The sequence below is a fragment of the Streptomyces sp. NPDC005202 genome (assembly GCF_040608235.1).
In the GTDB taxonomy this organism is placed as follows: domain Bacteria; phylum Actinomycetota; class Actinomycetes; order Streptomycetales; family Streptomycetaceae; genus Streptomyces.
Map to the genome: position 1 here is coordinate 408,830 of NZ_JBEXHW010000004.1, position 22,714 is coordinate 431,543.

At 71.2% G+C, this 22,714-nt stretch carries 22 protein-coding genes; 7 read left to right on the forward strand and 15 right to left on the reverse strand.

Annotation, left to right across the window (positions count from 1 at the left end):
* Window positions 1-27: 27 nt before the first annotated feature.
* Window positions 28-999 carry a LysR family transcriptional regulator gene (locus tag ABZV31_RS11005; RefSeq protein WP_355891076.1) on the forward strand — a complete coding sequence of 324 codons (972 nt, stop codon included), beginning with the start codon at window positions 28-30 and terminating at the stop codon, window positions 997-999.
* A gap of 94 nt (window positions 1,000-1,093) precedes the next feature.
* Here the strand turns inward: ABZV31_RS11005 and ABZV31_RS11010 are convergent, their stop codons facing one another.
* Window positions 1,094-1,855: an alpha/beta hydrolase gene (locus ABZV31_RS11010; protein WP_355891079.1), complete on the reverse strand. Its 762-nt coding sequence runs from the start codon at window positions 1,853-1,855 to the stop codon at window positions 1,094-1,096.
* A gap of 113 nt (window positions 1,856-1,968) precedes the next feature.
* Between ABZV31_RS11010 and ABZV31_RS11015 the strand changes: the two genes are divergently transcribed.
* Together ABZV31_RS11015 and ABZV31_RS11020 are read left to right on the forward strand one after the other, a co-directional pair.
* On the forward strand, window positions 1,969-3,132 hold the full coding sequence (locus ABZV31_RS11015; RefSeq protein ID WP_355891082.1) for an adenosine deaminase: 1,164 nt from the start codon (window positions 1,969-1,971) through the stop codon (window positions 3,130-3,132).
* Between the two features lie 123 nt (window positions 3,133-3,255).
* Window positions 3,256-3,531 (forward strand): ATP-binding protein, encoded by a 276-nt coding sequence (locus ABZV31_RS11020; RefSeq protein WP_355891085.1) that lies wholly within the window; start codon window positions 3,256-3,258, stop codon window positions 3,529-3,531.
* A gap of 79 nt (window positions 3,532-3,610) precedes the next feature.
* Here the strand turns inward: ABZV31_RS11020 and ABZV31_RS11025 are convergent, their stop codons facing one another.
* The 5 genes from ABZV31_RS11025 to afsQ1 all read right to left on the reverse strand — a co-directional run bounded on the left by ABZV31_RS11025 (window position 3,611) and on the right by afsQ1 (window position 7,549).
* Window positions 3,611-3,811 (reverse strand): PspC domain-containing protein, encoded by a 201-nt coding sequence (locus tag ABZV31_RS11025; protein ID WP_355891088.1) that lies wholly within the window; start codon window positions 3,809-3,811, stop codon window positions 3,611-3,613.
* A 63-nt stretch (window positions 3,812-3,874) separates the two neighbouring features.
* Window positions 3,875-4,456 (reverse strand): VanZ family protein, encoded by a 582-nt coding sequence (locus tag ABZV31_RS11030; protein ID WP_355891091.1) that lies wholly within the window; start codon window positions 4,454-4,456, stop codon window positions 3,875-3,877.
* A 233-nt stretch (window positions 4,457-4,689) separates the two neighbouring features.
* The gene (locus ABZV31_RS11035) at window positions 4,690-5,292 is read right to left on the reverse strand and encodes a hypothetical protein (protein ID WP_355891093.1); all 603 of its coding nucleotides are present in this window, start codon (window positions 5,290-5,292) and stop codon (window positions 4,690-4,692) included.
* On the reverse strand, window positions 5,289-6,875 hold the full coding sequence (locus tag ABZV31_RS11040; protein WP_355891096.1) for a HAMP domain-containing sensor histidine kinase: 1,587 nt from the start codon (window positions 6,873-6,875) through the stop codon (window positions 5,289-5,291). The genes ABZV31_RS11035 and ABZV31_RS11040 overlap by 4 nt, the downstream gene beginning before the upstream one ends.
* Window positions 6,872-7,549, reverse strand: a complete 678-nt coding sequence (gene afsQ1 / locus ABZV31_RS11045) for a two-component system response regulator AfsQ1 (RefSeq protein WP_355891099.1) — start codon at window positions 7,547-7,549, stop codon at window positions 6,872-6,874. The genes ABZV31_RS11040 and afsQ1 overlap by 4 nt, the downstream gene beginning before the upstream one ends.
* Window positions 7,550-7,813: 264 nt before the next feature.
* Between afsQ1 and ABZV31_RS11050 the strand changes: the two genes are divergently transcribed.
* The gene (locus ABZV31_RS11050; RefSeq protein ID WP_355891102.1) at window positions 7,814-8,551 is read left to right on the forward strand and encodes a SigE family RNA polymerase sigma factor; all 738 of its coding nucleotides are present in this window, start codon (window positions 7,814-7,816) and stop codon (window positions 8,549-8,551) included.
* Between the two features lie 282 nt (window positions 8,552-8,833).
* Here the strand turns inward: ABZV31_RS11050 and ABZV31_RS11055 are convergent, their stop codons facing one another.
* The 4 genes from ABZV31_RS11055 to deoC form a co-directional block, all read right to left on the reverse strand.
* On the reverse strand, window positions 8,834-9,439 hold the full coding sequence (locus ABZV31_RS11055) for a uridine kinase (RefSeq protein WP_355891235.1): 606 nt from the start codon (window positions 9,437-9,439) through the stop codon (window positions 8,834-8,836).
* A gap of 204 nt (window positions 9,440-9,643) precedes the next feature.
* On the reverse strand, window positions 9,644-10,558 hold the full coding sequence (locus ABZV31_RS11060) for an aldehyde dehydrogenase family protein (RefSeq protein ID WP_355891105.1): 915 nt from the start codon (window positions 10,556-10,558) through the stop codon (window positions 9,644-9,646).
* Window positions 10,551-11,987: an aldehyde dehydrogenase family protein gene (locus tag ABZV31_RS11065; RefSeq protein WP_355891238.1), complete on the reverse strand. Its 1,437-nt coding sequence runs from the start codon at window positions 11,985-11,987 to the stop codon at window positions 10,551-10,553. The genes ABZV31_RS11060 and ABZV31_RS11065 overlap by 8 nt, the downstream gene beginning before the upstream one ends.
* Before the next feature lie 21 nt (window positions 11,988-12,008).
* Window positions 12,009-13,001: a deoxyribose-phosphate aldolase gene (gene deoC / locus ABZV31_RS11070; protein ID WP_355891241.1), complete on the reverse strand. Its 993-nt coding sequence runs from the start codon at window positions 12,999-13,001 to the stop codon at window positions 12,009-12,011.
* A 111-nt stretch (window positions 13,002-13,112) separates the two neighbouring features.
* Here deoC and ABZV31_RS11075 point away from each other — a divergent pair, with 111 nt between their 5' ends.
* Window positions 13,113-13,814, forward strand: coding sequence for a PH domain-containing protein (locus tag ABZV31_RS11075; RefSeq protein WP_355891108.1), 702 nt, complete (start codon window positions 13,113-13,115; stop codon window positions 13,812-13,814).
* 150 nt (window positions 13,815-13,964) lie between these two features.
* Here ABZV31_RS11075 and ABZV31_RS11080 read toward each other — a convergent pair whose 3' ends face one another.
* The 4 genes from ABZV31_RS11080 to ABZV31_RS11095 form a co-directional block, all read right to left on the reverse strand.
* Window positions 13,965-15,596 (reverse strand): phospho-sugar mutase, encoded by a 1,632-nt coding sequence (locus ABZV31_RS11080; RefSeq protein ID WP_355891110.1) that lies wholly within the window; start codon window positions 15,594-15,596, stop codon window positions 13,965-13,967.
* 592 nt (window positions 15,597-16,188) lie between these two features.
* Window positions 16,189-17,013, reverse strand: a complete 825-nt coding sequence (locus ABZV31_RS11085) for a purine-nucleoside phosphorylase (RefSeq protein ID WP_355891113.1) — start codon at window positions 17,011-17,013, stop codon at window positions 16,189-16,191.
* A gap of 135 nt (window positions 17,014-17,148) precedes the next feature.
* Window positions 17,149-17,433 (reverse strand): hypothetical protein, encoded by a 285-nt coding sequence (locus ABZV31_RS11090; protein WP_355891115.1) that lies wholly within the window; start codon window positions 17,431-17,433, stop codon window positions 17,149-17,151.
* Between the two features lie 51 nt (window positions 17,434-17,484).
* Complete coding sequence (locus ABZV31_RS11095; RefSeq protein WP_355891118.1) at window positions 17,485-17,922, reverse strand: gamma-glutamylcyclotransferase; 438 nt, start codon at window positions 17,920-17,922, stop codon at window positions 17,485-17,487.
* A 123-nt stretch (window positions 17,923-18,045) separates the two neighbouring features.
* Between ABZV31_RS11095 and ABZV31_RS11100 the strand changes: the two genes are divergently transcribed.
* Window positions 18,046-19,494: an NAD(P)H-quinone dehydrogenase gene (locus ABZV31_RS11100; RefSeq protein WP_355891121.1), complete on the forward strand. Its 1,449-nt coding sequence runs from the start codon at window positions 18,046-18,048 to the stop codon at window positions 19,492-19,494.
* A 167-nt stretch (window positions 19,495-19,661) separates the two neighbouring features.
* Window positions 19,662-20,618, forward strand: a complete 957-nt coding sequence (locus ABZV31_RS11105; RefSeq protein WP_355891124.1) for a DeoR/GlpR family DNA-binding transcription regulator — start codon at window positions 19,662-19,664, stop codon at window positions 20,616-20,618.
* Window positions 20,619-20,804: 186 nt separating this feature from the next.
* Here ABZV31_RS11105 and ABZV31_RS11110 read toward each other — a convergent pair whose 3' ends face one another.
* Window positions 20,805-22,577 carry an acetyl/propionyl/methylcrotonyl-CoA carboxylase subunit alpha gene (locus tag ABZV31_RS11110; RefSeq protein ID WP_355891127.1) on the reverse strand — a complete coding sequence of 591 codons (1,773 nt, stop codon included), beginning with the start codon at window positions 22,575-22,577 and terminating at the stop codon, window positions 20,805-20,807.
* Between the last annotated feature and the right edge of the window lie 137 nt (window positions 22,578-22,714).

A 22,714-nucleotide genomic window follows, 5' to 3' on the forward strand; every position in this document is an offset into this window, starting at 1 on the left:
ATGCATGAACTCCCCATAATCGTTCCCGTGGTGCATCAGCAGAGGTCACGAGGTCGCATGTCACCGTCCAGTTACACAGAATCCATCGAAGAGAACGTCGAGGACATCGCCGTCCTGCTCGCCCCCCGCCTCGCCTATTTCGCCGGCGTCGCCCGCACCGAGCACGTCACCCGCGCCGCCCAGGAGATGCAGGTCCCGCAGTCCACCCTCTCCCGGGCCATGGTCCGGCTCGAGCAGGACCTCGGCGTCGACCTCTTCGCCCGCCGGGGCCGGACCGTCTCCCTCACCCCCGCCGGACGTACCTTCCTCGGCTCCGTCGAGCGCGCGCTCGCCGAGATCGAGCGCGCCGCCGACGAGGTGCGCGCCGACGCCGACCCGGCCGGCGGCAAGGTCGCCTTCGGCTTCCTGCACACCATGGGCGCCGAGACCGTGCCCGGGCTCATCCAGGCGTTCCGCGCCGACCACCCCCGCGTCCGCTTCAGCCTCGTCCAGAACTACGGCGAGGCCATGCTGGAGCGGCTGCGCGCCGGCGAGCTGGACCTGTGTCTGACCTCCCCCGTCCCGGACGCCCCCGACCTCGTCGCCCGCCGCCTCGACGAGCAGAAGCTGCGCCTCGTCGTCCCGGCCGACCACCGTCTCGCCGCCCGCCGGCGCATCCGTCTCGCCGAGGCCGCCGACGAGACCTTCGTGACCCTGGAGCCCGGCTACGGGCTGCGCCGCATCACCGACGACCTGTGCCGCCAGGCCGGTTTCAAACCGCGGATCGCCTTCGAGGGCGAGGAGGCCGAAACGCTGAGGGGCCTGGTCGCGGCGGGCCTGGGCGTCGCCCTCCTCCCGCCGCCGGCCGTCCCCCGCCCGGGGGTCGTCGAACTGACCGTCACGTCCCCGCGCGCGGTGCGTGAGATCGGGGTGGCCTGGCTGGACGGCCACCCGGATACTCCGCCGGTGGCCGCCTTCAAGAAGTTCCTGCTGTCGAGACGCGGCAATCTGCTGCCGTGAAGGGGGGCGGGGCTGTGACATCACGCGGCTCCGCCGCATGGACGCGACCAGCCACGAACGACCGGCAGCCGAAAGATCACCCGAGCCGCCACCCCTATCGCCTCAACGTCTGCCCGAACCCGGCAGCCAACGGCATCCGCAGCCCCAAAGGAGGCGGAGCCGCCAACGCATCCTGGACCGGCCGCGAGAACGCCCGCCCGAACAGCGCCCCCATGACGAAGTCCGAGGCCAGAGCGAGGACTTCGTCACGGTACTGATGCAACCTGTGCCCGTCGGCATGGACTTCGAACCGGCACACGTCCCGGTTCGCCTTCTTCGCCCGCGCCGCCAGCCGGAAGGACAACTCGGGGTCGGTGCGTTCGTCGTTGGTGCCGTGCACGATCAGCACCCGGCGCCCGACGAGCTGCTTCACCGGTTCGGGTGGCGCGGCCACGTCCTCCTCGGGCAGCCAAGGGGCGATGGCGACCACGGAGTTGACGGCCTCGTGCCCGCCCGCGTGCAGCGCGGCCCGGCCGCCCATGTCGATGCCGGCGAGGCAGACGGGGACGTCGCCGTAGCGTCGTACGACCTCGTCGACGGCCCAGGCGGCGTCGCGGGCCAGATGGGCCTCGCTTCCGTTCCAGCCGCGGTAGCGGTAGTGCACCACGTGGGTGGCCAGGCCCTCGTCGCGTCCCGCGCGGGCCAGGCGCCGCCCCAGTGCGCGCACGGAGGCGGTCGCCAGCACGGGTGACGGTCTGCGGCCCGAGGTCTCCTCGCCGCCGGGGAGCAGCAGCACCACTCCGCTGACTGCTGCCGGCTCCGGGCCGAGCGTCCTCCCCAGCCGGGCCCTGCGAACCGGCGTCGCTTCCTGTGCCATGACAGAACAGTGTCAGAAGCGCCGGTGTACGCCACCCTTCCGTGCGGTCACCGTTACGTATCGACGGATGTGTACAGGGGGCGATCTACGCGCGTAGGAGTTAGAGTGCGAAAATGACGAGCCAGACTGCCCACATGGGGAACACCCCGAGCTCGGATCAGATCCGCCGGGCGCCCAAGGTTCTGCTGCACGACCACCTCGACGGCGGTCTCCGTCCCGGGACCGTCGTCGAACTCGCCCGCGCCACGGGCTACTCGGCACTCCCCGAGACCGACCCGGACAAGCTGGGCCTCTGGTTCCACGAGGCCGCCGACTCCGGTTCGCTAAAGCGGTACCTGGAGACCTTCTCCCACACCGTCGGCGTGATGCAGACCCGGGACGCCCTCGTCCGGGTCGCCCGCGAGTGCGCCGAGGACCTCGCCGAGGACGGCGTCGTCTACGCCGAGGTGCGTTATGCACCTGAGCAACATCTTGAGGGCGGGATGGGCCTGGAGGAGGTCGTCGAGGCCGTCAACGAGGGTTTCCGGGAGGGCGAGCGGCTCGCCTGGCAGAACGGCCACCGGATCCGCGTCGGTGCCCTGCTCACCGCCATGCGGCACGCGGCCCGCGCCCTGGAGATCGCCGAACTCGCCAACCGCTACCGCGACCTGGGAGTCGTGGGCTTCGACATCGCCGGTGCCGAGGCCGGTTACCCGCCCACCCGGCACCTCGACGCGTTCGAGTACCTCAAGCGCGAGAACAACCACTTCACCATCCACGCCGGCGAGGCCTTCGGCCTGCCGTCCATCTGGCAGGCACTGCAGTGGTGCGGTGCCGACCGGCTCGGGCACGGGGTGCGCATCATCGACGACATCCAGGTCCTCGAGGACGGCTCGGTCAAGCTCGGGCGGCTGGCGTCGTACGTCCGGGACAAGCGCATCCCGCTGGAGCTGTGCCCCAGCTCCAACCTCCAGACCGGCGCCGCCTCCTCGTACGCCGAGCACCCCATCGGGTTGCTGCGCCGACTGCACTTCCGGGCCACGGTGAACACGGACAACCGGCTGATGTCCCACACCAGCATGAGCCGGGAATTCGAGCACCTTGTCGAGGCATTCGGTTACACGCTCGACGACATGCAGTGGTTCTCTGTCAACGCGATGAAATCAGCGTTCATTCCTTTCGATGAACGACTGGCGATGATCAATGACGTGATAAAGCCGGGGTATGCGGCGCTGAAATCCGAATGGCTGTTTCGACAGACCGCGTCTACCAGCGGTTCTGTGGCCTCGGAGGGCTGATCGGGGGATGCGGGATGCGGGTGGGCTTCACAACCCGTCCGCATTTCGATGTTTGCGGCAGGCAGCTCGGGATGTTTACGGTCGTGGACCGCTCGGTTCCCATCCATTCAAGGACGCGTTTTCATGAAGCAGTCTGCCGCCAAGACCCTCGGTGTCGCCGCCCTCGGTGCCGCCTTCGCCGCTGCCGGTGCGGGCGCCGCGAACGCGGCCCCGGCCGTACCCGACGCCTCCCAGGCGCTGGGCACCGTCACCAAGTCGCTCCCGTCCAAGACGGGGCTGGCGGCCGCGCAGCCGGTCGCCGAGAAGGTCCTCGCCGGGGACGCGGCCAAGTCGGGCGCCGGCCTGCTCGGCGGACTGCCGGTGCAGGCCCTGCCCGCGAACGGGCTCCCGCTGGGCTGAGCCGCACCGCCGCCAACGCGCCGCCGGGGCGCACCCCGTCTTCCGGGGTGCGCCCCGGCGGTGTTCGTATGCGCGGCGCTTACCAGGCCGTCCGCGCCTTGTCCTCCGAGGGCAGCAGGATCCACAGCGCGATGTAGACCAGGAACTGCGGGCCCGGCAGCAGGCAGGAGAGCAGGAAGATCACGCGCATCGTCATCGCGGAGGTGCCGAAGCGCCGAGCCAGCGCTGCGCACACTCCGCCGATCATGCGGCCGTGGGTCGGGCGGGCAAGGGCGGTCATCGGGGCTCCTTCGTGAGCGTCTGTCCGAGGCATCCCGGTTGGCTGCCTCGTCTGACCTCCACGCTACGGAGACGAAGGGGGAAAGGCGTCGCTCCACGGGGCGATCCCGACCCTTGCAATCGTCGGGGTCCGACCCTGAGCCGGCTCCTCCTTCCGTACGGCCGTCCGGTGCCGGCGCTCGGCCCTGCGGCGGAGCCTGGAGCGGCCCGCGGGGACGACCGCGACGTGCGCGAGGGCCACGCCCACGGTGTTCAGCAGCGGCGAGTCGACGTCCACGACCCGGCCGGGCACTCCGGTCTGCAGCAGGGCGATGCCCAGCGAGATCAGGGCGCCCGCCGCGACCGTACGGACCAGGGACACGATCGGTGAGGCGCAGAGTCTGCCGTGCGCCATCGGCAGCAGCACGCCCAGCGGCGCGAGCAGCCCGAGCCCCTCCCCGATGCGCCGGGCCGCCTCGGGCAGGCCCAGCGCAAGATCGGCCCGGATGGTGGCGAACGGACGTAGGTTGGCCGGCATCACCCAGGGGACATCCAGCGGACGCAGCGTGAACCAGGCGACGAGCGCGAGGTGGGCGACGAGGAGGACACCCCCTGTCACACGGACGTGGATCGCGGCGCTGCCGCCGATGGAGCCTTGACGCTGCACGCCCCCCAAGACGCGCCCCCCGGCAGGATCGGTTCCCCTTTTTTCGTGGCTCGATTTTTTTCGTGGCTCGATTCGCTTCCGGGGCGCCGAAGCAGTGTCGAGAGGGCGACCGTGCTCAGCTCCTCGGGCCTCCGCGCTCCCTCAAGCCCTCGGCTTCGCGCGAGAAGTGGACCCCCATTGCCCTCTCGACACCGGCGCACTCCTTCGGCTCACTCGCCGTAGGTTGCCCTGGGTCAGCTGCCGGACACCTCGGTCGACGGCGGTTTGGCGCTGCCCGGCCGGGAGCGGACCTCGCTCGTGCACTCGTACCGTCGCAGCGGCTTGCCGGCCGGTCCGCCCAGGATCACCGAGCCGTCGCCCTCGGCGGCCGCCGAGTCGGAGAACGTGCATACGATCTGGGCGAGCGCGTACGACGTCAGGTCGCTCGGCGTGGTGCTCAGCCGCAGCGCGTCCTCCGGGTCCCCGGGGGCCGGGCCGCTCACCGTCATGCCGCCGCGCACATCCGTGGTGTACCCGGCCTCCTTCTCGCTGACCGACGGCGTCTCGGCGAGCTGGTCGAGCAGCCCCTGCGCCACGATCACGCGCCGCTTCGCGTCCGCAGTACCGTCCGGCACGCGCACGGTCCGGTCGACGGTCACCAGCGACGAGCCGCACAGCAGGAAGACCTGGACCGGGACTCCGCGCGAGGACTGCGTGGAGATGTCCGGCTCGGTCAGGGAGCACGGCACACGGGAGGGTGCGGCACCGAAGTCCGTCGGCACCTCGGTCGCCCGGATCCCGCAGCCGGTGAGCAGCGCGGCCAGCACGGGGAGCGCCAGCAGGCGGCGTACGTTCATCGGGCGTCCCCCTTCGAGCCGTTGCCCTTGCCGTCGCCCTTCTCCTTCTCCTCGGTCTCCCGGGCGAGCTCGGAGGCGTCCCGCGGCAGCCGCAGGGTGAACACCGCGCCGCCCTCGGGCGAGTTGGCGGCGGTGATGCCGCCGCCGTGGATGTGGGCGTTCTCCAGCGCGATGGACAGGCCGAGGCCGCTGCCCTCGGAGCGCGGCCGGGAGGCGCTCGCCTTGTAGAACCGGTCGAAGACGTGCGGCAGGACGTCCTCCGGGATGCCGGGCCCGTGGTCCCGCACCTCGATGACGATCTCGTCGTCCGCCTCCCGCACGGAGACCCGCACCGGTGAGCCGCCGTGCTTGAGCGCGTTGCCGATGAGGTTCGCCAGGATGACGTCCAGACGGCGCGGATCGAGGCGGGCGTGGATGCCGCGTTCGGCGTCCAGGTCCACCGCGTCCAGCCAGGCGCGGGCGTCGATGCAGGCGGTGATCTGGTCGGCGATGTCGACGTCGTCCAGGACCAGCCGGGCGGTGCCCGCGTCGAAGCGGGTGACCTCCATCAGGTTCTCGACCAGGTCGTTCAGCCGCCGGGTCTCGCTGACGACGAGCCGTACCGCGGGCTCGATCATCGGGTCGATGCCGCCGCTCTCGGACTCCAGCTCCTCCTCCAGCACCTCCGTGACGGCGGTGATGGCGGTCAGGGGCGTGCGCAGCTCGTGGGACATGTCGGCCACGAAGCGGCGGGAGGCGTCGTCGCGCGCGGCCATGTCGGCGACCCGCTTCTCCAGCGCCTCGGCCGCGTTGTTGAACGTCCGGGAGAGGTCGGCGAGTTCGTCGGTCCCGGACACCCTGAGCCGGGTGTCTAGCTTGCCCTCGCCGAGCCGGCGCGCGGCGACACCCAGCCGGTGCACCGGCTTCAGTACGGTCGTGGCGGCGGCCTGCGCCAGCAGCGCGGCGCCGATCAGCGCGAGCCCGGTGGCGATGCCGAGCGACCAGGCCAGCGAGTTGAGGTCCTTGGCCTCCGGCTCGAGCGACTTGAGCATGTAGCCGGTCGGTCCGCCCCCGATCACCTGCGTGCCGGCCACGAGATACGGGGTGCCGTGCTCGACGATCCGCTGCCAGTACAGGTGGTACGGCGACTTGTTGCCGGCGGAGACGTCCTGCTTGTTGTTCACCGCGGCACGCAGCGACTTGGGCACCTTTTCCAGTGAGAAGCCGTTCAGGGCGCCGGAGTTGCCGTACACCGTCTTGCCGTCGGCGTCCTGGGCGACCAGCAGCACGCTGAAGCGCTGGCTGCTGCTCGCCATCTGACCGGCCGTGTGCTGCAGCTCGTCCTGCGTGGGGTGCACCGGCAGGGCGCTCGCGCGGTTCTGCATCTCCTGCTGGAAGTCGCGCAGCACCGCGTCCTGGGTGCGGGTGAGCACCGCCTCGCGGTTGAGCCAGTACGCGATCCCGGACGCGGACACGGCAGCGGTCAGGGCCACCAGCCCGAAGACGACGACCAGCCTGAGCCGCAGACTGGTGAACCGCAGCCGGGACAAAGCTCCCTTACGGCCCGCGGCCCAGCCGCGGACCCCCCCTTGCACGTCGGTCACTGAGGCGCATCCAGGCGGTAACCAACGCCACGCACCGTACGGATCAGCGTCGGGGACGACGGTACGTCCTCGACCTTGGCGCGCAGCCGCTGCACACAGGCGTCCACCAGCCGCGAGTCACCCAGGTAGTCGTGCTCCCACACCAGCCGCAGCAGCTGCTGCCGGGACAGCGCCTGGCCCGGCCGCCGGCTCAGTTCGAGCAGCAGCCGCAGTTCGGTGGGGGTCAGCTGGAGGTCCTGGCCGTTCTTCGTCACCGTCATCGCCGCACGGTCGATGACGACGTTGCCGAAGGTCGCCGCGTCGTTCGCCTCCCGTTCCCCGCGCCGCAGCACGGCCCGGATCCGGGCGTCGAGCACCCGGCCCTGGACCGGCTTGACGACGTAGTCGTCGGCGCCGGACTCGAGGCCCACCACCACATCGATGTCATCGCTGCGCGCGGTCAGCAGAATGATCGGCAGCTGGTCGGTGCGCCGGATGCGCCGGCACACCTCGAACCCGTCGATGCCGGGCAGCATCACGTCCAGCACGATCAGGTCCGGCCGCTGCTCGCGCAACAGCTTCAGACCGTCCTCACCGCTGGCAGCGGTGGCCACCCGGTGTCCCTGGCGCGTCAGTGAGAGCTCCAGGGCCGTCCGGATGGCGTCGTCGTCCTCGATCAGCAACAGGGAAGGCACGGGGGTCATTCTGACCCATGCCGGGGCGGGGTTTCGACACTTGGAGCGCTCCCACACATCTCCCGCAAATGATCAACGACGGACATACGTCTGCGTAGCCGTACCGCTCCTGTCGGTGACTGAACTGTGCCGCGGCTGCGAACGACCCCTGTGACACGCCTGTGACAGTCGGCGGACACGGCCATGAAGTCCCCCCTGCAAGCTTTTGGGCACAGGCAAGGAAGCAGGTCCGAACACCGGAAGTCCACGACGGGGGCGCGGGAGATGAGCACTTCGCACAGCACCAGCACCAGCGCAGTCGTCACACGTCTGCACGACGTGACCCGGGGTTCCGAGCAGTCCGGTGCCGTGAGCGGGCGGGGGTGCGCTCGCGGCACCGGGCGTCAGCACACCGCGTACATGACGGTGGTTGACGCACACACGGGGGAAGCTCACGGGGGAGCCGCGCACGGGGAGGGCTTGGGGGAGCGTCGCACCCTGTCGGAAGCGGAGTTCACCGCCTACGTCCAGGAGCGCCGCGCCTCCCTGTACGCAACCGCCTACCACCTCACCGGCGACCGCTTCGAGGCCGAGGACCTGCTGCAGAGCGCGCTGCTCTCGACGTACAAGGCGTGGGACCGGATCAGCGACAAGGCGGCCGTCGGCGGATACCTCCGCCGCACCATGACGAACCTGCACATCAGCGCCTGGCGGCGCCGCAAGCTCAACGAGTACCCGACCGAGGAACTGCCGGAGACGCCCGGCGACACGGACGCGATGCGCGGCACCGAGCTGCGCGCGGTCCTGTGGCAGGCGCTCGCCCGGCTGCCCGAACTCCAGCGCACCATGCTGGTCCTGCGCTACTACGAGGGCCGCACGGACCCGGAGATCGCGAAGATCCTCGGCATCAGCGTCGGCACGGTCAAGTCCAGCATCTGGCGCTCGCTGCGCCGGCTGCGCGAGGACGAGGTCCTCAGCTTCGGCCGTGACGAGGAGGAGTCCTTCGGCGAGCTCGTCGCCTGAAGGTCCGGGGGGAACGGGGGAGGTACGGGGGAGCAGTACAGGGGGGTCCACGGGGGACAACGGGGGAAGAAAACGGGGGACCACGGGGGAGGAAGAAGAGGAGGTCCGGGCGGACGGGGGGTTCGCCTCGGGCCTCCTTTTCGTTTCGCGATCTCCTCGGTGCGCCCGCGGGGCCAGTGTCCGCGTGCGCCTACTTCCTCCGCCTCCCGGCCCGCTTGTCCGCCTCCCGGCGCGCAAGGACCGCCTGCGCCCGCTCGACACCGCGTGGGCCGGCCGGGACGGCTACGCCGCCGTCGTCCGTGCCGTCACACGGCGGCCCGCCGCCGCGGCCGCCAGGCGGTCCATCGCCTCGTCACGGTCGCAGGGGTACGCGCCCAGCGCCGTCTGCCGGGCCACGATGGAGCGTTCCGCGCGCATCAGGCGCCAGCCGCGGCGCAGCAGGAACGGTACCGACTTGCGGCCCTCCTTCAGGTCCCGCAGGAAGCGCCGGCGGAACGTGGTGACCGCCCCGCGCGTCAGGCACAGCGCGTCGGCCAGGACGCCCAGCTCCCGGCAGCGTTCCACGATCTCGGCGGCGAACACGCCCTCCGCGATGAACAGCGGCGACCGGCCGATGTGCAGCGTCTTCTCGCCGCTACGGGCGCTCAGCGCGATGTCGTACACCGGCACGGTCGCGCTGCCCGTGGCGCACAGCCGGGCTATCGCCTCGACCGCGACGTCCGCGTCCCAGGACTGCGGGTGGTCCCAGTCGATGTCCGAAGTCCCCGCGACCAGCGGCAGCGTCGGGTCGTCGCCCTCCTTGTAGAAGTCGTCGAGGCGCAGCACGGGCAGCCCGGAGCGGGCGGCGACGAGGGACTTGCCCGAGCCCGAGGGGCCGCAGAGCAGCACGACGCGGGCGGGTGGCGGGGGATGAAGGCTCACGGAACACCAGTTTGACGCATGGTGGACCGCCTGCCGACCCCCCGGGTCGGCTTTGAAGCGTGCGTCGCCTCTCAACTACCCTGTGTGCCCTTGTCGTTACTCGGCGCATCAGAAGGCGCGCGCCTCTCCCGGACGGAGGGGAGGCGCGGCTCTCCGTTCGTGGCCCGGCCGTCAGTACGACGAACCGGACGCGCCCAGCGACCCCGTGGGGTGCCAGACCGTCTTCGTCTCCAGGAAAACCGTCAGGCGCTCGATGCCGGGAGTCGCGAAGTAATCCACAGGCTGTGGACGAAGAACGCGCTTAAGGTTGTCCGCCGCCGCGATCTCCAGCTCCTTCGCCAGGACGTCGTCGGCACCCGCGAGGTCGATGGCGTTGACGTCCTGGTGCGCGGCGAGCGGCGCCGCGATCTCCGCCGTACGGCCGGAGAGGACGTTGACGACACCGCCGGGCAGGTCGGAGGTGGCCAGCACCTCGCCCAGGGACAGGGCGGGGAGCGGGGCCTTCTCGGACGCCACGACGACCGCCGTGTTGCCGGTGGCGATCACCGGGGCGATCACCGAGACCAGGCCCAGGAAGGACGACTCCTGCGGGGCCAGGACGGCTACGACGCCGGTCGGCTCCGGGGTGGAGAGGTTGAAGTACGGGCCCGCGACGGGGTTGCCGCCGCCGACCACCTGGGCGATCTTGTCGGTCCAGCCCGCGTACCAGACCCAGCGGTCGATCGCCGCGTCGACCACGGCCGCCGCCTTCGCCTTCGACAGGCCCTCCGCGTCGGCCACCTCACGGACGAACTGGTCGCGGCGGCCCTCCAGCATCTCGGCGATGCGGTAGAGGATCTGCCCGCGGTTGTACGCCGTCGTGCCCGACCAGGCGCCGAACGCCTTGCGCGCGGCGACCACGGCGTCCCGGGCGTCCTTGCGGGAGGCCTGCGGCGCGTTGGCCAGCCACTTGCCCTTAAAGTCCGTCACCTCGTACACCCGGCCGCTCTCGGAACGCGGGAACTTCCCGCCCACGTACAGCTTGTAGGTCTTGAAGACGGAAAGCCGCTCCGCGGTCTTCTCGACCTTCTCGGACTTCTCAGACATCGAGGTACGCCTCCAGGCCGTGGCGGCCGCCCTCGCGGCCGAAGCCCGACTCCTTGTAGCCGCCGAACGGCGAGGTCGGGTCGAACTTGTTGAACGTGTTGGACCAGACGACACCGGCGCGCAGCTTGTTCGCGACGGCCAGGATCCGCGAGCCCTTCTCGGTCCAAATGCCGGCGGACAGGCCGTACGGGGTGTTGTTGGCCTTGGCGACGGCCTCTTCGGGCGTGCGGAAGGTGAGGACCGACAGCACCGGGCCGAAGATCTCGTCACGGGCGATGGTGTGGGCCTGGGTGACGTTCGTGAACAGCGTCGGGGCGAACCAGTAGCCGCTCTCGGGCAGTTCGCAGGCCGGCGACCAGCGCTCGGCGCCCTCCGCCTCGCCCTGCTCGGCGAGCGCGGTGATCCGGGCCAGCTGCTCGGCGGAGTTGATCGCGCCGATGTCGGTGTTCTTGTCGAGGGGGTCGCCCAGGCGGAGGGTCGACAGGCGGCGCTTGAGGGAGTCGAGCAGCTCGTCGTGGATCGACTCCTGGACCAGCAGCCGGGAGCCCGCGCAGCAGACCTGGCCCTGGTTGAAGAAGATGCCGTTCACGATGCCCTCGACGGCCTGGTCGATCGGGGCGTCGTCGAAGACGATGTTGGCGCCCTTGCCGCCCAGCTCCAGGGTGAGCTTCTTGCGCGTGCCCGCGACGGTCCGCGCGATCTCCTTGCCCACGGCCGTCGATCCCGTGAACGCGACCTTGTTCACGTCCGGGTGCGCGACGAGGGCGGCGCCCGTGTCGCCGTATCCCGGAAGGATGTTGACGACGCCCCTGGGCAGGCCCGCCTGGCGGCAGATGTCCGCGAAGAACAGCGCCGACAGGGGGGTCGTCTCGGCGGGCTTGAGGACGACCGTGTTGCCGGTCGCCAGCGCCGGGGCGATCTTCCACGCCAGCATCAGCAGGGGGAAGTTCCAGGGGATGACCTGGCCGGCCACGCCCAGCGGCTTCGGGTTCGGCCCGAAGCCCGCGTGATCGAGCTTGTCGGCCCAGCCCGCGTAGTAGAAGAAGTGCGCGGCGACCAGGGGGAGGTCGGTGTCGCGGGCCTCCTTGATGGGCTTGCCGTTGTCCAGCGTCTCCAGGACCGCGAGCTCGCGGCTGCGCTCCTGGATGATGCGGGCGATGCGGAACAGGTACTTGGCGCGCTCGGTGCCGGGCAGCGCGGACCACTTCTCGAAGGCCTTGCGGGCGGCCTTCACCGCGCGGTCCACGTCCGGCTCACCGGCCTGCGCGACCTCGGAGAGGACCTCCTCGGTGGACGGGCTGATCGTCTTGAAGACCTTGCCGTCGGCCGCCTCGGTGAACTCGCCGTCGATGAACAGGCCGTAGGACGGGGCGATGTCGACGACCGAGCGTGACTCGGGCGCCGGTGCGTACTCGAATGCGGATGCCAGGTTTTCCATGGTCATGGGGTCTCAGTCCACCGTCACGTAGTCGGGGCCGGAGTAGCGGCCGGTGGCCAGCTTCTGACGCTGCATCAGCAGGTCGTTCAGGAGCGAGGAGGCGCCGAAGCGGAACCAGTGGTTGTCCAGCCAGTCCTCGCCGACGGTCTCGTTGACGAGGACGAGGAACTTGATCGCGTCCTTGCTGGTGCGGATGCCGCCGGCCGGCTTCACGCCGACCTGGACGCCGGTCTGCGCCCGGAAGTCGCGGACGGCCTCCAGCATGAGGAGGGTGTTCGCGGGCGTGGCGTTCACCGCGACCTTGCCGGTCGACGTCTTGATGAAGTCGGCGCCCGCCAGCATGCCGAGCCAGCTCGCGCGGCGGATGTTGTCGTACGTCGACAGCTCGCCGGTCTCGAAGATGACCTTCAGGCGGGCGGACGTCCCGCAGGCCTCCTTCACGGCGACGATCTCGTCGTACACCTGCAGGTACTTGCCTGCGAGGAACGCCCCGCGGTCGATGACCATGTCGATCTCGTCGGCGCCGGCGGCGACGGCCTCACGGACGTCGGCCAGCTTGACGGCGATCGGGGCGCGGCCCGCCGGGAAGGCGGTGGCGACCGAGGCGACCTTCACGCCCGAGCCGGCGACGGCCTCCTTGGCGACGGCCACCATGTCGGGGTAGACGCAGACCGCGGCCGTGGCGGGGGTCGTCCGGTCCGTCGGGTCGGGGTGGACCGCCTTGGCGCCGAGCGCCCGGACCTTGCCCGGGGTGTCCGCGCCTTCCAGCGTCGTCAGGTCGACCATCGAGATGGCGAGGTCGATGGCGTACGCCTTCGCGGTCGTCTTGATGGAACGGGTGCCGAGGGAGGCGGCCCGCGCCTCCAGGCCGACCGCGTCGACGCCGGGCAGCCCGTGGAGGAAGCGGCGCAGCGTGCTGTCGGACGCGGTGACGTCACTGAGAGCGATGGGGGTACCTCCCACACGTTCAGCTGTGGGCGAGGGTGCAGAAGAGGAGGTGGGCATGGTCACCACCCGAGCATATCTACGCGCGTAGCGGCTGTACACCCCCGGAGCTCATCCCATCCACGGGCACGGCGGCTGAGCGCGCCGGAGGCGTCGGGCAGAATCGGGACCATGACGACCCCCGAGCACGAGTCACCAGCGCCGCAGCCGCCGACCCCCGAGGTCAGGGAACGGATCTACCGGTCCTCCGGAGGCATCGCGGGCGGTGTCCTGCTGCTCGCCATCGTCGCGTGGCTGGGCTTCGACGCCCTGTTCACCGGCCACGGCCGCACCCCGTGGCTGGCGCTCGCCGCAATGATCCTCGTCGTGCCGCTCGTGGTCGCCTTCACCCTGCGCCCGGCCGTGTACGCCAACGACGAGCGGCTGCGCATCCGCAACCCCTTCCGCGTGATCGTGCTGCCCTGGGGGCAGGTCGCCGCGCTGCGGTCCGGCTACTCGAACGAGGTCGTCGCCAAGTCCGGGACCAAGTACCAGCTGTGGGCGGTGCCCGTGTCGATGCGGGCCCGGAAGAGGGCGGCACGGCAGGAGGCGCGGGCCGCCGCGGGGGAACGCGGGGCGGACAGGGCCGGTGCGCGGACCGGTGCCTTCGGCCTCGGTGGTCCGGGGCGCGGCCTGCGCGGTGGCGCCGCCACGCAGAGCGGGCCCGCCCGCGCCGAGACCGACCGGATCATGGACGATCTGCGCGAGCTCCAGGAAACCCGGGAGAACGCCGAGACGGCCCAGGGCGAGGTGACGGTCCGCTGGGCCTACGAGATCGTGGGACCGGCGCTCGCCGGGGCGGTGGTGCTGGCGATCCTGCTGGCGGTGGCGTGACGCGCCGGTCGCGTGCCCTGGGCTGACCGGCCCGAGCAGGCCCATGGTGGACGGCCTCCCGCGGCTGCTGGAGCGTACGGCCGATGGGTGCCCGACGGGCGCCCGATGGGGCCCCTGAGCCGGGGGGCACCCGATCCCGATCCGTACGGCTCAGATGCCGGCCGCCGCCGACAGGTCCCGCTTGAGCGACGCCAGCAGGTCGGTGGCCTTGGCGCGGGCCGCCGGGAGGTCGGCGTGCGTTGCGACCGGGACCACCACTTCCAGGTAGCACTTCAGTTTGGGCTCCGTGCCGCTGGGGCGGACGATGACGCGCGCGCCGTCGAGGGTGTAGCGCAGGCCGTCCGTGGGCGGCAGCTTCTCCGTGCCCTGCGTGAGGTCCTCGGACCGGGTGATGGGCAGGCCCGCGAGCTCGGTCGGCGGCTGCTCCCGCAGACGGCGCATCGCGTCGGCGATGAGGGAGAGGTCCTGGACGCGGACCGAGAGCTGGTCGGTGGCGTGCAGGCCGTGCTCGACGGCCAGGTCGTCGAGGAGGTCGAGGAGGGTGCGGCCCTCCGACTTGAGCTGCGAGGCGAGCTCGGTGACCAGGAGGGCCGCGGTGATGCCGTCCTTGTCGCGTACGCCGTCGGGGTCGACGCAGTAGCCGAGGGCCTCCTCGTAGCCGTAGCGCAGGCCCTTGACGCGGGCGATCCACTTGAAGCCGGTGAGGGTCTCCTCGTACGGCAGGCCCGCCTTCTCGGCGATGCGGCCGAGGAGCGAGGAGGAGACGATCGACTCGGCGAAGGTGCCGGTCGCTCCGCGCTGGACCAGGTGGGCGGCGAGCAGGGCGCCGACCTCGTCACCGCGCAGCATGCGCCACTCGCCGCCGTCCTTCACGGCCACGGCGCAGCGGTCGGCGTCCGGGTCGTTGGCGATGACCAGGTCCGGGTCGGTCTCGCGGGCCTTGGCGAAGGCCAGGTCCATCGCGCCTGGCTCTTCCGGGTTGGGGAAGGCGACGGTCGGGAAGTCCGGGTCGGGGTCGGCCTGCTCGGCGACGAGGGTCGGCTCCGGGAAGCCGGCGCGGGCGAAGGCGGCGAGGAGGACGTCCTTGCCGACGCCGTGCATCGCCGTGTAGACGGGGCGGGCGGTGCGCGGGGAGTCAGGGGCGAGGACGGCGTCCGTGCGGGCGAGGTAGGCGTCGAGGACGCTGTCGTCGAGGGTGTCCCAGCCGGCGTCCGGGCGGGGAACGGTGGTGAGGCTGCTGATCGCGTCGATCTCGGCGGCGATCTCCGCGTCGGCGGGCGGGACGATCTGGGATCCGTCGCCGAGGTAGACCTTGTAGCCGTTGTCGCGGGGCGGGTTGTGGCTGGCGGTGACCTCCACGCCGGCGACCGCGCCGAGGTGCCTGATGGCGAAGGCGAGGACGGGGGTGGGGAGCGGGCGGGGGAGGACGGCGGCGCGCAGGCCGGCGCCGGTCATGACGGCGGCGGTGTCGCGGGCGAAGTCGGTGGACTTGTGGCGGGCGTCGTAGCCGATGACGACGACTCCGCCGGTCCGGCCCTTCTTCTTCAGGTACGCGGCGAGGCCGGCGGCGGCACGGATGACGACGGCACGGTTCATGCGCATGGGGCCGGCGCCGAGTTCGCCTCGCAGGCCCGCGGTGCCGAACTGGAGGGTGCCGCTGAAGCGCGCGGCGAGCTCCTTGACGTCCCCGGCGTCGATGAGCTGGGCGAGTTCCTCACGGGTCTCCGCGTCGGGGTCCTCGGCCAGCCACGCCTTGGCCCGTGCGATGAGATCGTCGTGCACGTTCGGTCAGCCTCCCGTGTGGTGTTGGGGGTGCGGTGTGTTGTTAGGTGCGGGTGGTGTCGGTGGTGCCGGTGGTGCGGGTGGGTGGTGCCGGTGGTGGTGCTGTGGTGCCGGTGGTGCGGGCGGGTCGGGGTGTGTTGCGACCAGGGGCGGTGGGTGGGTAGGGGCCGTGGGGGTGCGCCGAGCCCGCCGCCGGACGGGCGTACTGCTGCCCGCTGCCATGGCCGCCGGGCCTGGCAGAGACGAAGTACACGGCGGGCTGCGACGCACCCCCACGGCCCGCTCCCGTGGTCGGGCGGCATTCCCACCATCGTGGCACCGGAGTACCCGACGCAGCGTGTTCAGCCGCGGCCGGTCGTGGCCTGCGCAGCCCCGGGCCGTCACCCCGCCCAGCCGCCGACGGCCGTCACCGCGCCCAGCCGCGGATGGCCGTCGTGCTCGTCAAGCCGCGGGCAGCGGATGGGGGCGGCGGTACCCCCCTGCTCGAAGAGCCCCGGGGGAGGCACCCCGTGGCGCCGGGTTGCGCGGGCCCGGCCCTCAGCCGCAGCGCACGTGCCTGACAGCTGCTCAGTCGGCCCCAGTTCACGGTGCCTTACAGGCGGCCGAGCACCTGAGCCAGCAGCGAGCCCATCCGGGTCGCCGAGTCACGGCCCGCCTGCAGAACCTCCTCGTGGTTCAGCGGCTCCCCGGTCATGCCGGCGGCGAGGTTGGTCACCAGGGAGATGCCCAGCACCTCGGCGCCCGCCTCGCGCGCGGCGATCGCTTCCAGGACCGTCGACATGCCCACCAGGTCCGCCCCGATGACGCGGGCCATGCGGATCTCGGCCGGCGTCTCGTAGTGCGGGCCGGGGAACTGGGCGTAGACGCCCTCCTCCAACGTGGGGTCGATCTCCTTGCACAGGGCGCGCAGGCGGGGGGAGTAGAGGTCGGTGAGGTCGACGAAGTTGGCGCCGACGATGGGCGAGGTCGCCGTGAGGTTGATGTGGTCGCTGATCAGGACCGGCTGGCCGGGACGCATGCCCTCGCGCAGGCCACCGCAGCCGTTGGTCAGGACGACGGTCTTGCAGCCGGCGGCGACGGCCGTACGGACGCCGTGCGCGACGGCGGCCACCCCGCGGCCCTCGTAGTAGTGGGTGCGGCCCAGGAAGACCAGCGCGCGCTTGTTCCCGATGGCGTACGAGCGGATCTTGCCGCCGTGGCCCTCGACCGCCGGCGGCGGGAACCCGGGCAGCTCGGTGACCAGGAGCTCCGCCTCGGGCTCGCCGAGGGCGTCCACGGCCGGTGCCCAGCCGGAGCCCATCACGAGGGCGACGTCGTGGGTCTCGGTGCCCGTGAGTTCGCGCAGGCGCGCGGCGGCGGCGTCGGCGGCGGCGTGGGGGTCGCCCTGGCGGTCGTCCGGAAGAAGAGATGCGTTCACGCGGATGAGGGTAGCCGGTTCTGGCCTACGCGCGTAGATGATGGAGGTCACGGGTTTGCGATCGTTGTCTTGTCGTTTCCGACGAAAGCCGGTGCCCCGGGGCCGAGTCGGATCAGCCCTCGTCCGGGATTCGGATCAGCCCTCGTCCGGGATGAGGACGTCCTTGTCGTTGAAGACCTCGACGATGAAGATCAGCAGTCGGCCCCGGCTGACCGTGTACTCCACCAGGATGTTCTGCGTGAGCCGGATCGTGCGGTCGTCCCCGGTGGAGCTTATGGGGCGGGAAACCGAAAGGAAGGGGTCCCGGGCCAGGAGAGAGATGCCCTTGTCGAACGAGGTGCGCTGCTGGTCGTCGAGTCGGTCACGGGCTGCGGCGGCCTGCTCGGTGTAGTAGACGTCGTACGTGACGATGGGGGCCATGGCGCTCTCCCGTTCGTGCGTCGATCAGCCCAATTTAGGGGACGGACCGCCTCAGCAAGGCCTCTTGCGCAGCTCCATCACGTAATCGTGTGGCGCCCCGGCCGACTCGGCGGCGTCGGCGATCTCCCCCAGGTAGCGGGCTGACGGCAGCCCGCCCTCGTAACCGTTGAGCACGTACACCCACGCCGGCTCCTCGCCGTCCAGCGTGTGCGCCCGCACCCGCATCCGCCGGTAGACGTCGAGGCCGACGCCCTCCCAGCGGTCCAGAAACTCCTCATCCATGGGGGCGATGTCGTACAGCGCGACGAAGACCTGCGAGATCGGGTCCTCGACGATCGTCGCGAGGGCGCCCTCCCAGCCCATGTGCTCGCCGCCGAAGGTCAGGCGCCAGCCGTTCAGCCAGCCCGTGGCGCGCAGCGGCGAGTGCGGGGCGCGGCGGGACATCAGCCGCGCGTCGAGAGTGCCGGCGTATGCGGCGTAGAGCGACATGGGTCGAGCGTACGGCAGCGGCTCCCGCGACTCTTCGGTCCCAGAGGTGTCAGAGAGTCCCAGAGGTAACGGAATGGGCCCGCCATGGCCCCCGGGCAGGACCACCTTGAAGAGTGCGGGACAATGGGGTACGTGACTCGGATCGTGATCATCGGTGGTGGACCCGGCGGATACGAAGCGGCGCTGGTGGCCGCGCAGCTCGGCGCGGAGGTGACCGTCGTCGACTGCGACGGTCTGGGCGGGGCGTCGGTGCTGACCGACTGCGTGCCGTCCAAGACGCTCATCGCGACGGCCGAGGTGATGACCACCTTCGACTCGTCATACGAGGAACTGGGCATCATCGTCGCGGACGACACCCCGCCGCAGGAGCAGGCCGCCCGGGTCGTGGGGGTGGACCTCGGCAAGGTCAACCGACGGGTCAAGCGGCTGGCGCTCGCGCAGTCGCACGACATCACCGCGTCCGTGACGCGGGCCGGTGCGCGGGTCATGCGCGGGCGCGGGCGGCTGGAGGGCATGCAGGCCCTCGACGGCTCCCGCAAGGTCGTCGTCACCGCCGCCGACGGCAGCGAGGAGACGCTCACCGCCGACGCCGTCCTCATCGCGACCGGCGGTCACCCCCGCGAGCTGCCCGACGCCAAGCCGGACGGCGAGCGCATCCTGAACTGGACCCAGGTCTACGACCTCACCGAGCTTCCCGAGGAGCTCATCGTGGTCGGATCGGGTGTCACCGGTGCCGAGTTCGCCGGTGCCTACCAGGCGCTCGGGTCGAAGGTGACCCTCGTGTCGTCACGGGACCGCGTGCTGCCGGGTGAGGACCCGGACGCCGCCGCCGTCCTCGAGGACGTCTTCCGCCGCCGCGGCATGAACGTCATGGCCCGCTCCCGCGCCGCCTCCGCCAAGCGCGTCGGCGACCGGGTCGAGGTCACCCTCGCCGACGGCCGGGTCATCACCGGCTCCCACTGCCTGATGGCCGTCGGTGCCATCCCCAACAGCGCGGGGCTCGGCCTGGAGGAGGCCGGCGTCAAGCTGCGCGAGTCGGGCCACATCTGGACCGACAAGGTCTCCCGCACGACCGCTCCGGGCGTGTACGCCGCCGGTGACGTGACCGGTGTCTTCGCTCTCGCGTCCGTGGCCGCCATGCAGGGACGTATCGCCATGTACCACTTCCTCGGCGACGCGGTGGCCCCGCTGAACCTGAAGACGGTCTCCTCGAACGTCTTCACCGACCCCGAGATCGCCACCGTCGGCTACACCCAGGCCGACGTCGACGCCGGCAAGATCGACGCCCGCTGCGTCAAGCTCCCCCTGCTGCGCAACCCGCGCGCCAAGATGCAGGGCATCCGGGACGGCTTCGTCAAGATCTTCTGCCGTCCGGGCACGGGGATCGTGGTCGGCGGTGTGGTCGTGGCGCCGCGCGCCTCGGAACTCATCCACCCCATCTCGATCGCCGTCGACAACAATCTGACGGTCGAACAGATCGCGAACGCCTTCACCGTGTACCCGTCCCTTTCGGGGTCGATCGCCGAGGTGGCTCGGCAGCTCCACACCCGCAAGACGGCCGCTGAGGCCTGACGTCCGGATCCGACTCCCCGCTGGTCACGGGGAGTTGTCGACCATGCGTACGGCATAGGCGGCGAGACTAGGCCCCTATACCACCTCCCACCCTGCCGTGCGAACAACTTCTGTTATTCGGCGCAAACTGCTGAAAGCAGACGGTCGCTGGGGTTACTGTCAGTTTCGTGTTCGCTGCTGAACGTCGCCAATTGATCCTCGAAATGGTGCGAGCGAACGGTGCCGTGTCGCTCCGTGAGCTCGCCCGCGTCGTCCAGACCTCCGAAGTGACCGTACGGCGGGACGTGCGGGCACTGGAGGCAGAAGGACTCCTCGACCGCCGCCACGGCGGTGCGGTACTGCCGGGCGGGTTCACGCGGGAATCCGGCTTTCCGCAGAAGTCGCATCTCGCGACCGCGGAGAAGACGGCCATCGCCGACCTCGCCGCGGGCCTCGTCGAAGAGGGCGAGGCGATCGTCGTCGGGGCCGGTACGACCACGCAGGAGCTGGCGCGCCGGCTCGCCCGGGTTCCCGGTCTGACGGTCGTCACCAACTCCCTCCTGGTCGCCCAGGCGTTGGCCCACGCCAACCGCGTGGAGGTCGTGATGACCGGCGGCACGCTCCGCGGCTCCAACTACGCCCTCGTCGGCTCCGGTGCCGAGCAGTCGCTCCACGGGCTCAGAGTCTCCAAGGCCTTCCTCTCCGGAAGCGGCCTGACCGCCGAACGCGGCCTGTCCACGTCCAACATGCTGTCGGCGTCCGTCGACCGGGCCCTCGTCCAGGCCGCCGCGGAGGTGGTGGTCCTCGCCGACCACACCAAGCTCGGTACGGACACGATGTTCCAGACGGTGCCCACGGACCTGATCACCCGTCTGGTGACGGACGAGCCCCAGGCCCACGACGACCGCGCGGCCACCGAGCTGCAGGCCCTCGCCGATCAGGGGGTGCAGATCGCCGTGGCCGGCGCGTCGGGAAACCCGGGGGGTGAGCAGCCCCCGGGGCGCGACCGCCGCCGGGACGTACCCCCCCTCCCCAGCCCCCGCCGCAGCCAGGTTCCCGGCCCCGGCCTCCGCTCGGCCACGACCCTGGGCGACCAGCCCGCGGGAACGGAGCGGGCACGGGTGGCGGATCTCCGGAGGCGGTGACGGGGCTCGGGGCTCGGGATGCGGGGGCTGTCGCGATCACCGCGACACCGCCGATGGCCATGGTGGTGTACGGGAATGTGAGGGCGGGGCCTGGGCCGCCGCCACCGGGAACGGGGAAAACGAGGCGCCCGGCGGACTGGTGCAGACAGTCCGCCGGGCGCCTCGGCATCCGTGCGTGTTCCGGTGTCAGTCCTTGATCTCGCAGATCGCGGCGCCGGACGTGATCGAGGCGCCGACCTCGGCGTTCAGGCCCTTGATGGTGCCGGACTTGTGGGCGTTGAGCGGCTGCTCCATCTTCATGGCCTCCAGGACGACGACCAGGTCGCCCTCCTTGACCTCCTGGCCCTCCTCGACGGCGACCTTGACGATGGTGCCCTGCATCGGCGAGGCGAGGGTGTCGCCGGAGGCCACGGGGCCGGACTTGCGGGCCGCGCGGCGCTTGGGCTTGGCGCCCGCCGCGAGGCCGGTGCGGGCCAGCGACATGCCCAGCGAGACCGGGAGGGAGACCTCCAGGCGCTTGCCGCCGACCTCGACGACGACCGTCTCGCGGCCCGGCTCCTCCTCCGCCTCGGCCTCGGCCGGGGAGGCGAAGGGCTTGATGTCGTTGACGAACTCGGTCTCGATCCAGCGGGTGTGGACCGTGAACGGCTCGTCGGAGCCGGTCAGTTCGGGAGCGAACGCCGGGTCCCTGACCACCTTGCGGTGGAAGGGGATGGCGGTGGCCATGCCCTCGACCTGGAACTCGTCCAGGGCGCGGGCGGCGCGCTCCAATGCCTCCTTGCGGGTGCGGCCGGTGACGATCAGCTTGGCCAGCAGGGAGTCCCACGCCGGGCCGATGACCGAGCCGGACTCCACGCCCGCGTCCAGGCGGACGCCGGGGCCGGACGGCGGGTTGAACGTGGTGACCGTGCCGGGGGCGGGGAGGAAGTTGCGGCCCGGGTCCTCGCCGTTGATGCGGAACTCGAAGGAGTGGCCGCGCAGCGGCGGGTCGTCGTAGCCGAGCTCCTCGCCGTCGGCGATGCGGAACATCTCGCGGACGAGGTCGATGCCGGCGACCTCCTCGGTGACCGGGTGCTCGACCTGGAGGCGGGTGTTGACCTCGAGGAAGGAGATCGTGCCGTCGTTGCCGACCAGGAACTCCACGGTGCCCGCACCGACGTAGCCGGCCTCCTTGAGGATGGCCTTGGAGGCGCGGTAGAGCTCGGCGACCTGTTCCTCGGACAGGAACGGGGCCGGGGCCTCCTCGACGAGCTTCTGGTGGCGGCGCTGGAGGGAGCAGTCACGCGTGGAGACCACAACGACGTTGCCGTGGCTGTCGGCCAGGCACTGGGTCTCCACGTGGCGCGGCTTGTCCAGGTAGCGCTCGACGAAGCACTCGCCGCGCCCGAAGGCGGCCACCGCCTCACGGACGGCGGAGTCGTACAGCTCGGGGACCTCTTCGAGGGTGCGGGCGACCTTCAGGCCGCGACCGCCGCCGCCGAAGGCGGCCTTGATGGCGATCGGCAGGCCGTGCTCCTCGGCGAAGGCGACCACCTCGTCGGCGCCGCTCACCGGGTCGGGCGTGCCGGCCACCAGCGGCGCGCCGGCGCGCTGGGCGATGTGCCGGGCGGCGACCTTGTCACCCAGGTCGCGGATGGCCTGCGGGGGCGGGCCGATCCAGATCAGGCCCGCGTCCAGCACCGCCTGGGCAAAGTCGGCGTTCTCCGAGAGGAAGCCGTAGCCGGGGTGGATCGCGTCCGCGCCCGACTCGCGCGCTGCCTTCAGCACCTTGTCGATGTCCAGGTAGCTGGTGGCCGGGGTGTCACCGCCCAGGGCGAACGCCTCATCCGCGGCGCGGACATGCAGAGCGTCCCGGTCCGGGTCGGCGTAGACGGCCACGCTCGCGATCCCGGCGTCCCGGCAGGCCCGGGCCACGCGGACAGCGATTTCGCCACGGTTGGCGATGAGCACCTTGCGCACGATTGAGGCTCCCTCCTTGAAACAAGCCGAGTTTAGGGACTGCCGACACGGCACTTCGACCCGTCCCCAATGGTGAGCTTGCCCACACGGAGCGTGATGCGAGGCGCGCTCGACCCGCGAAATCCCATGTCGCACCG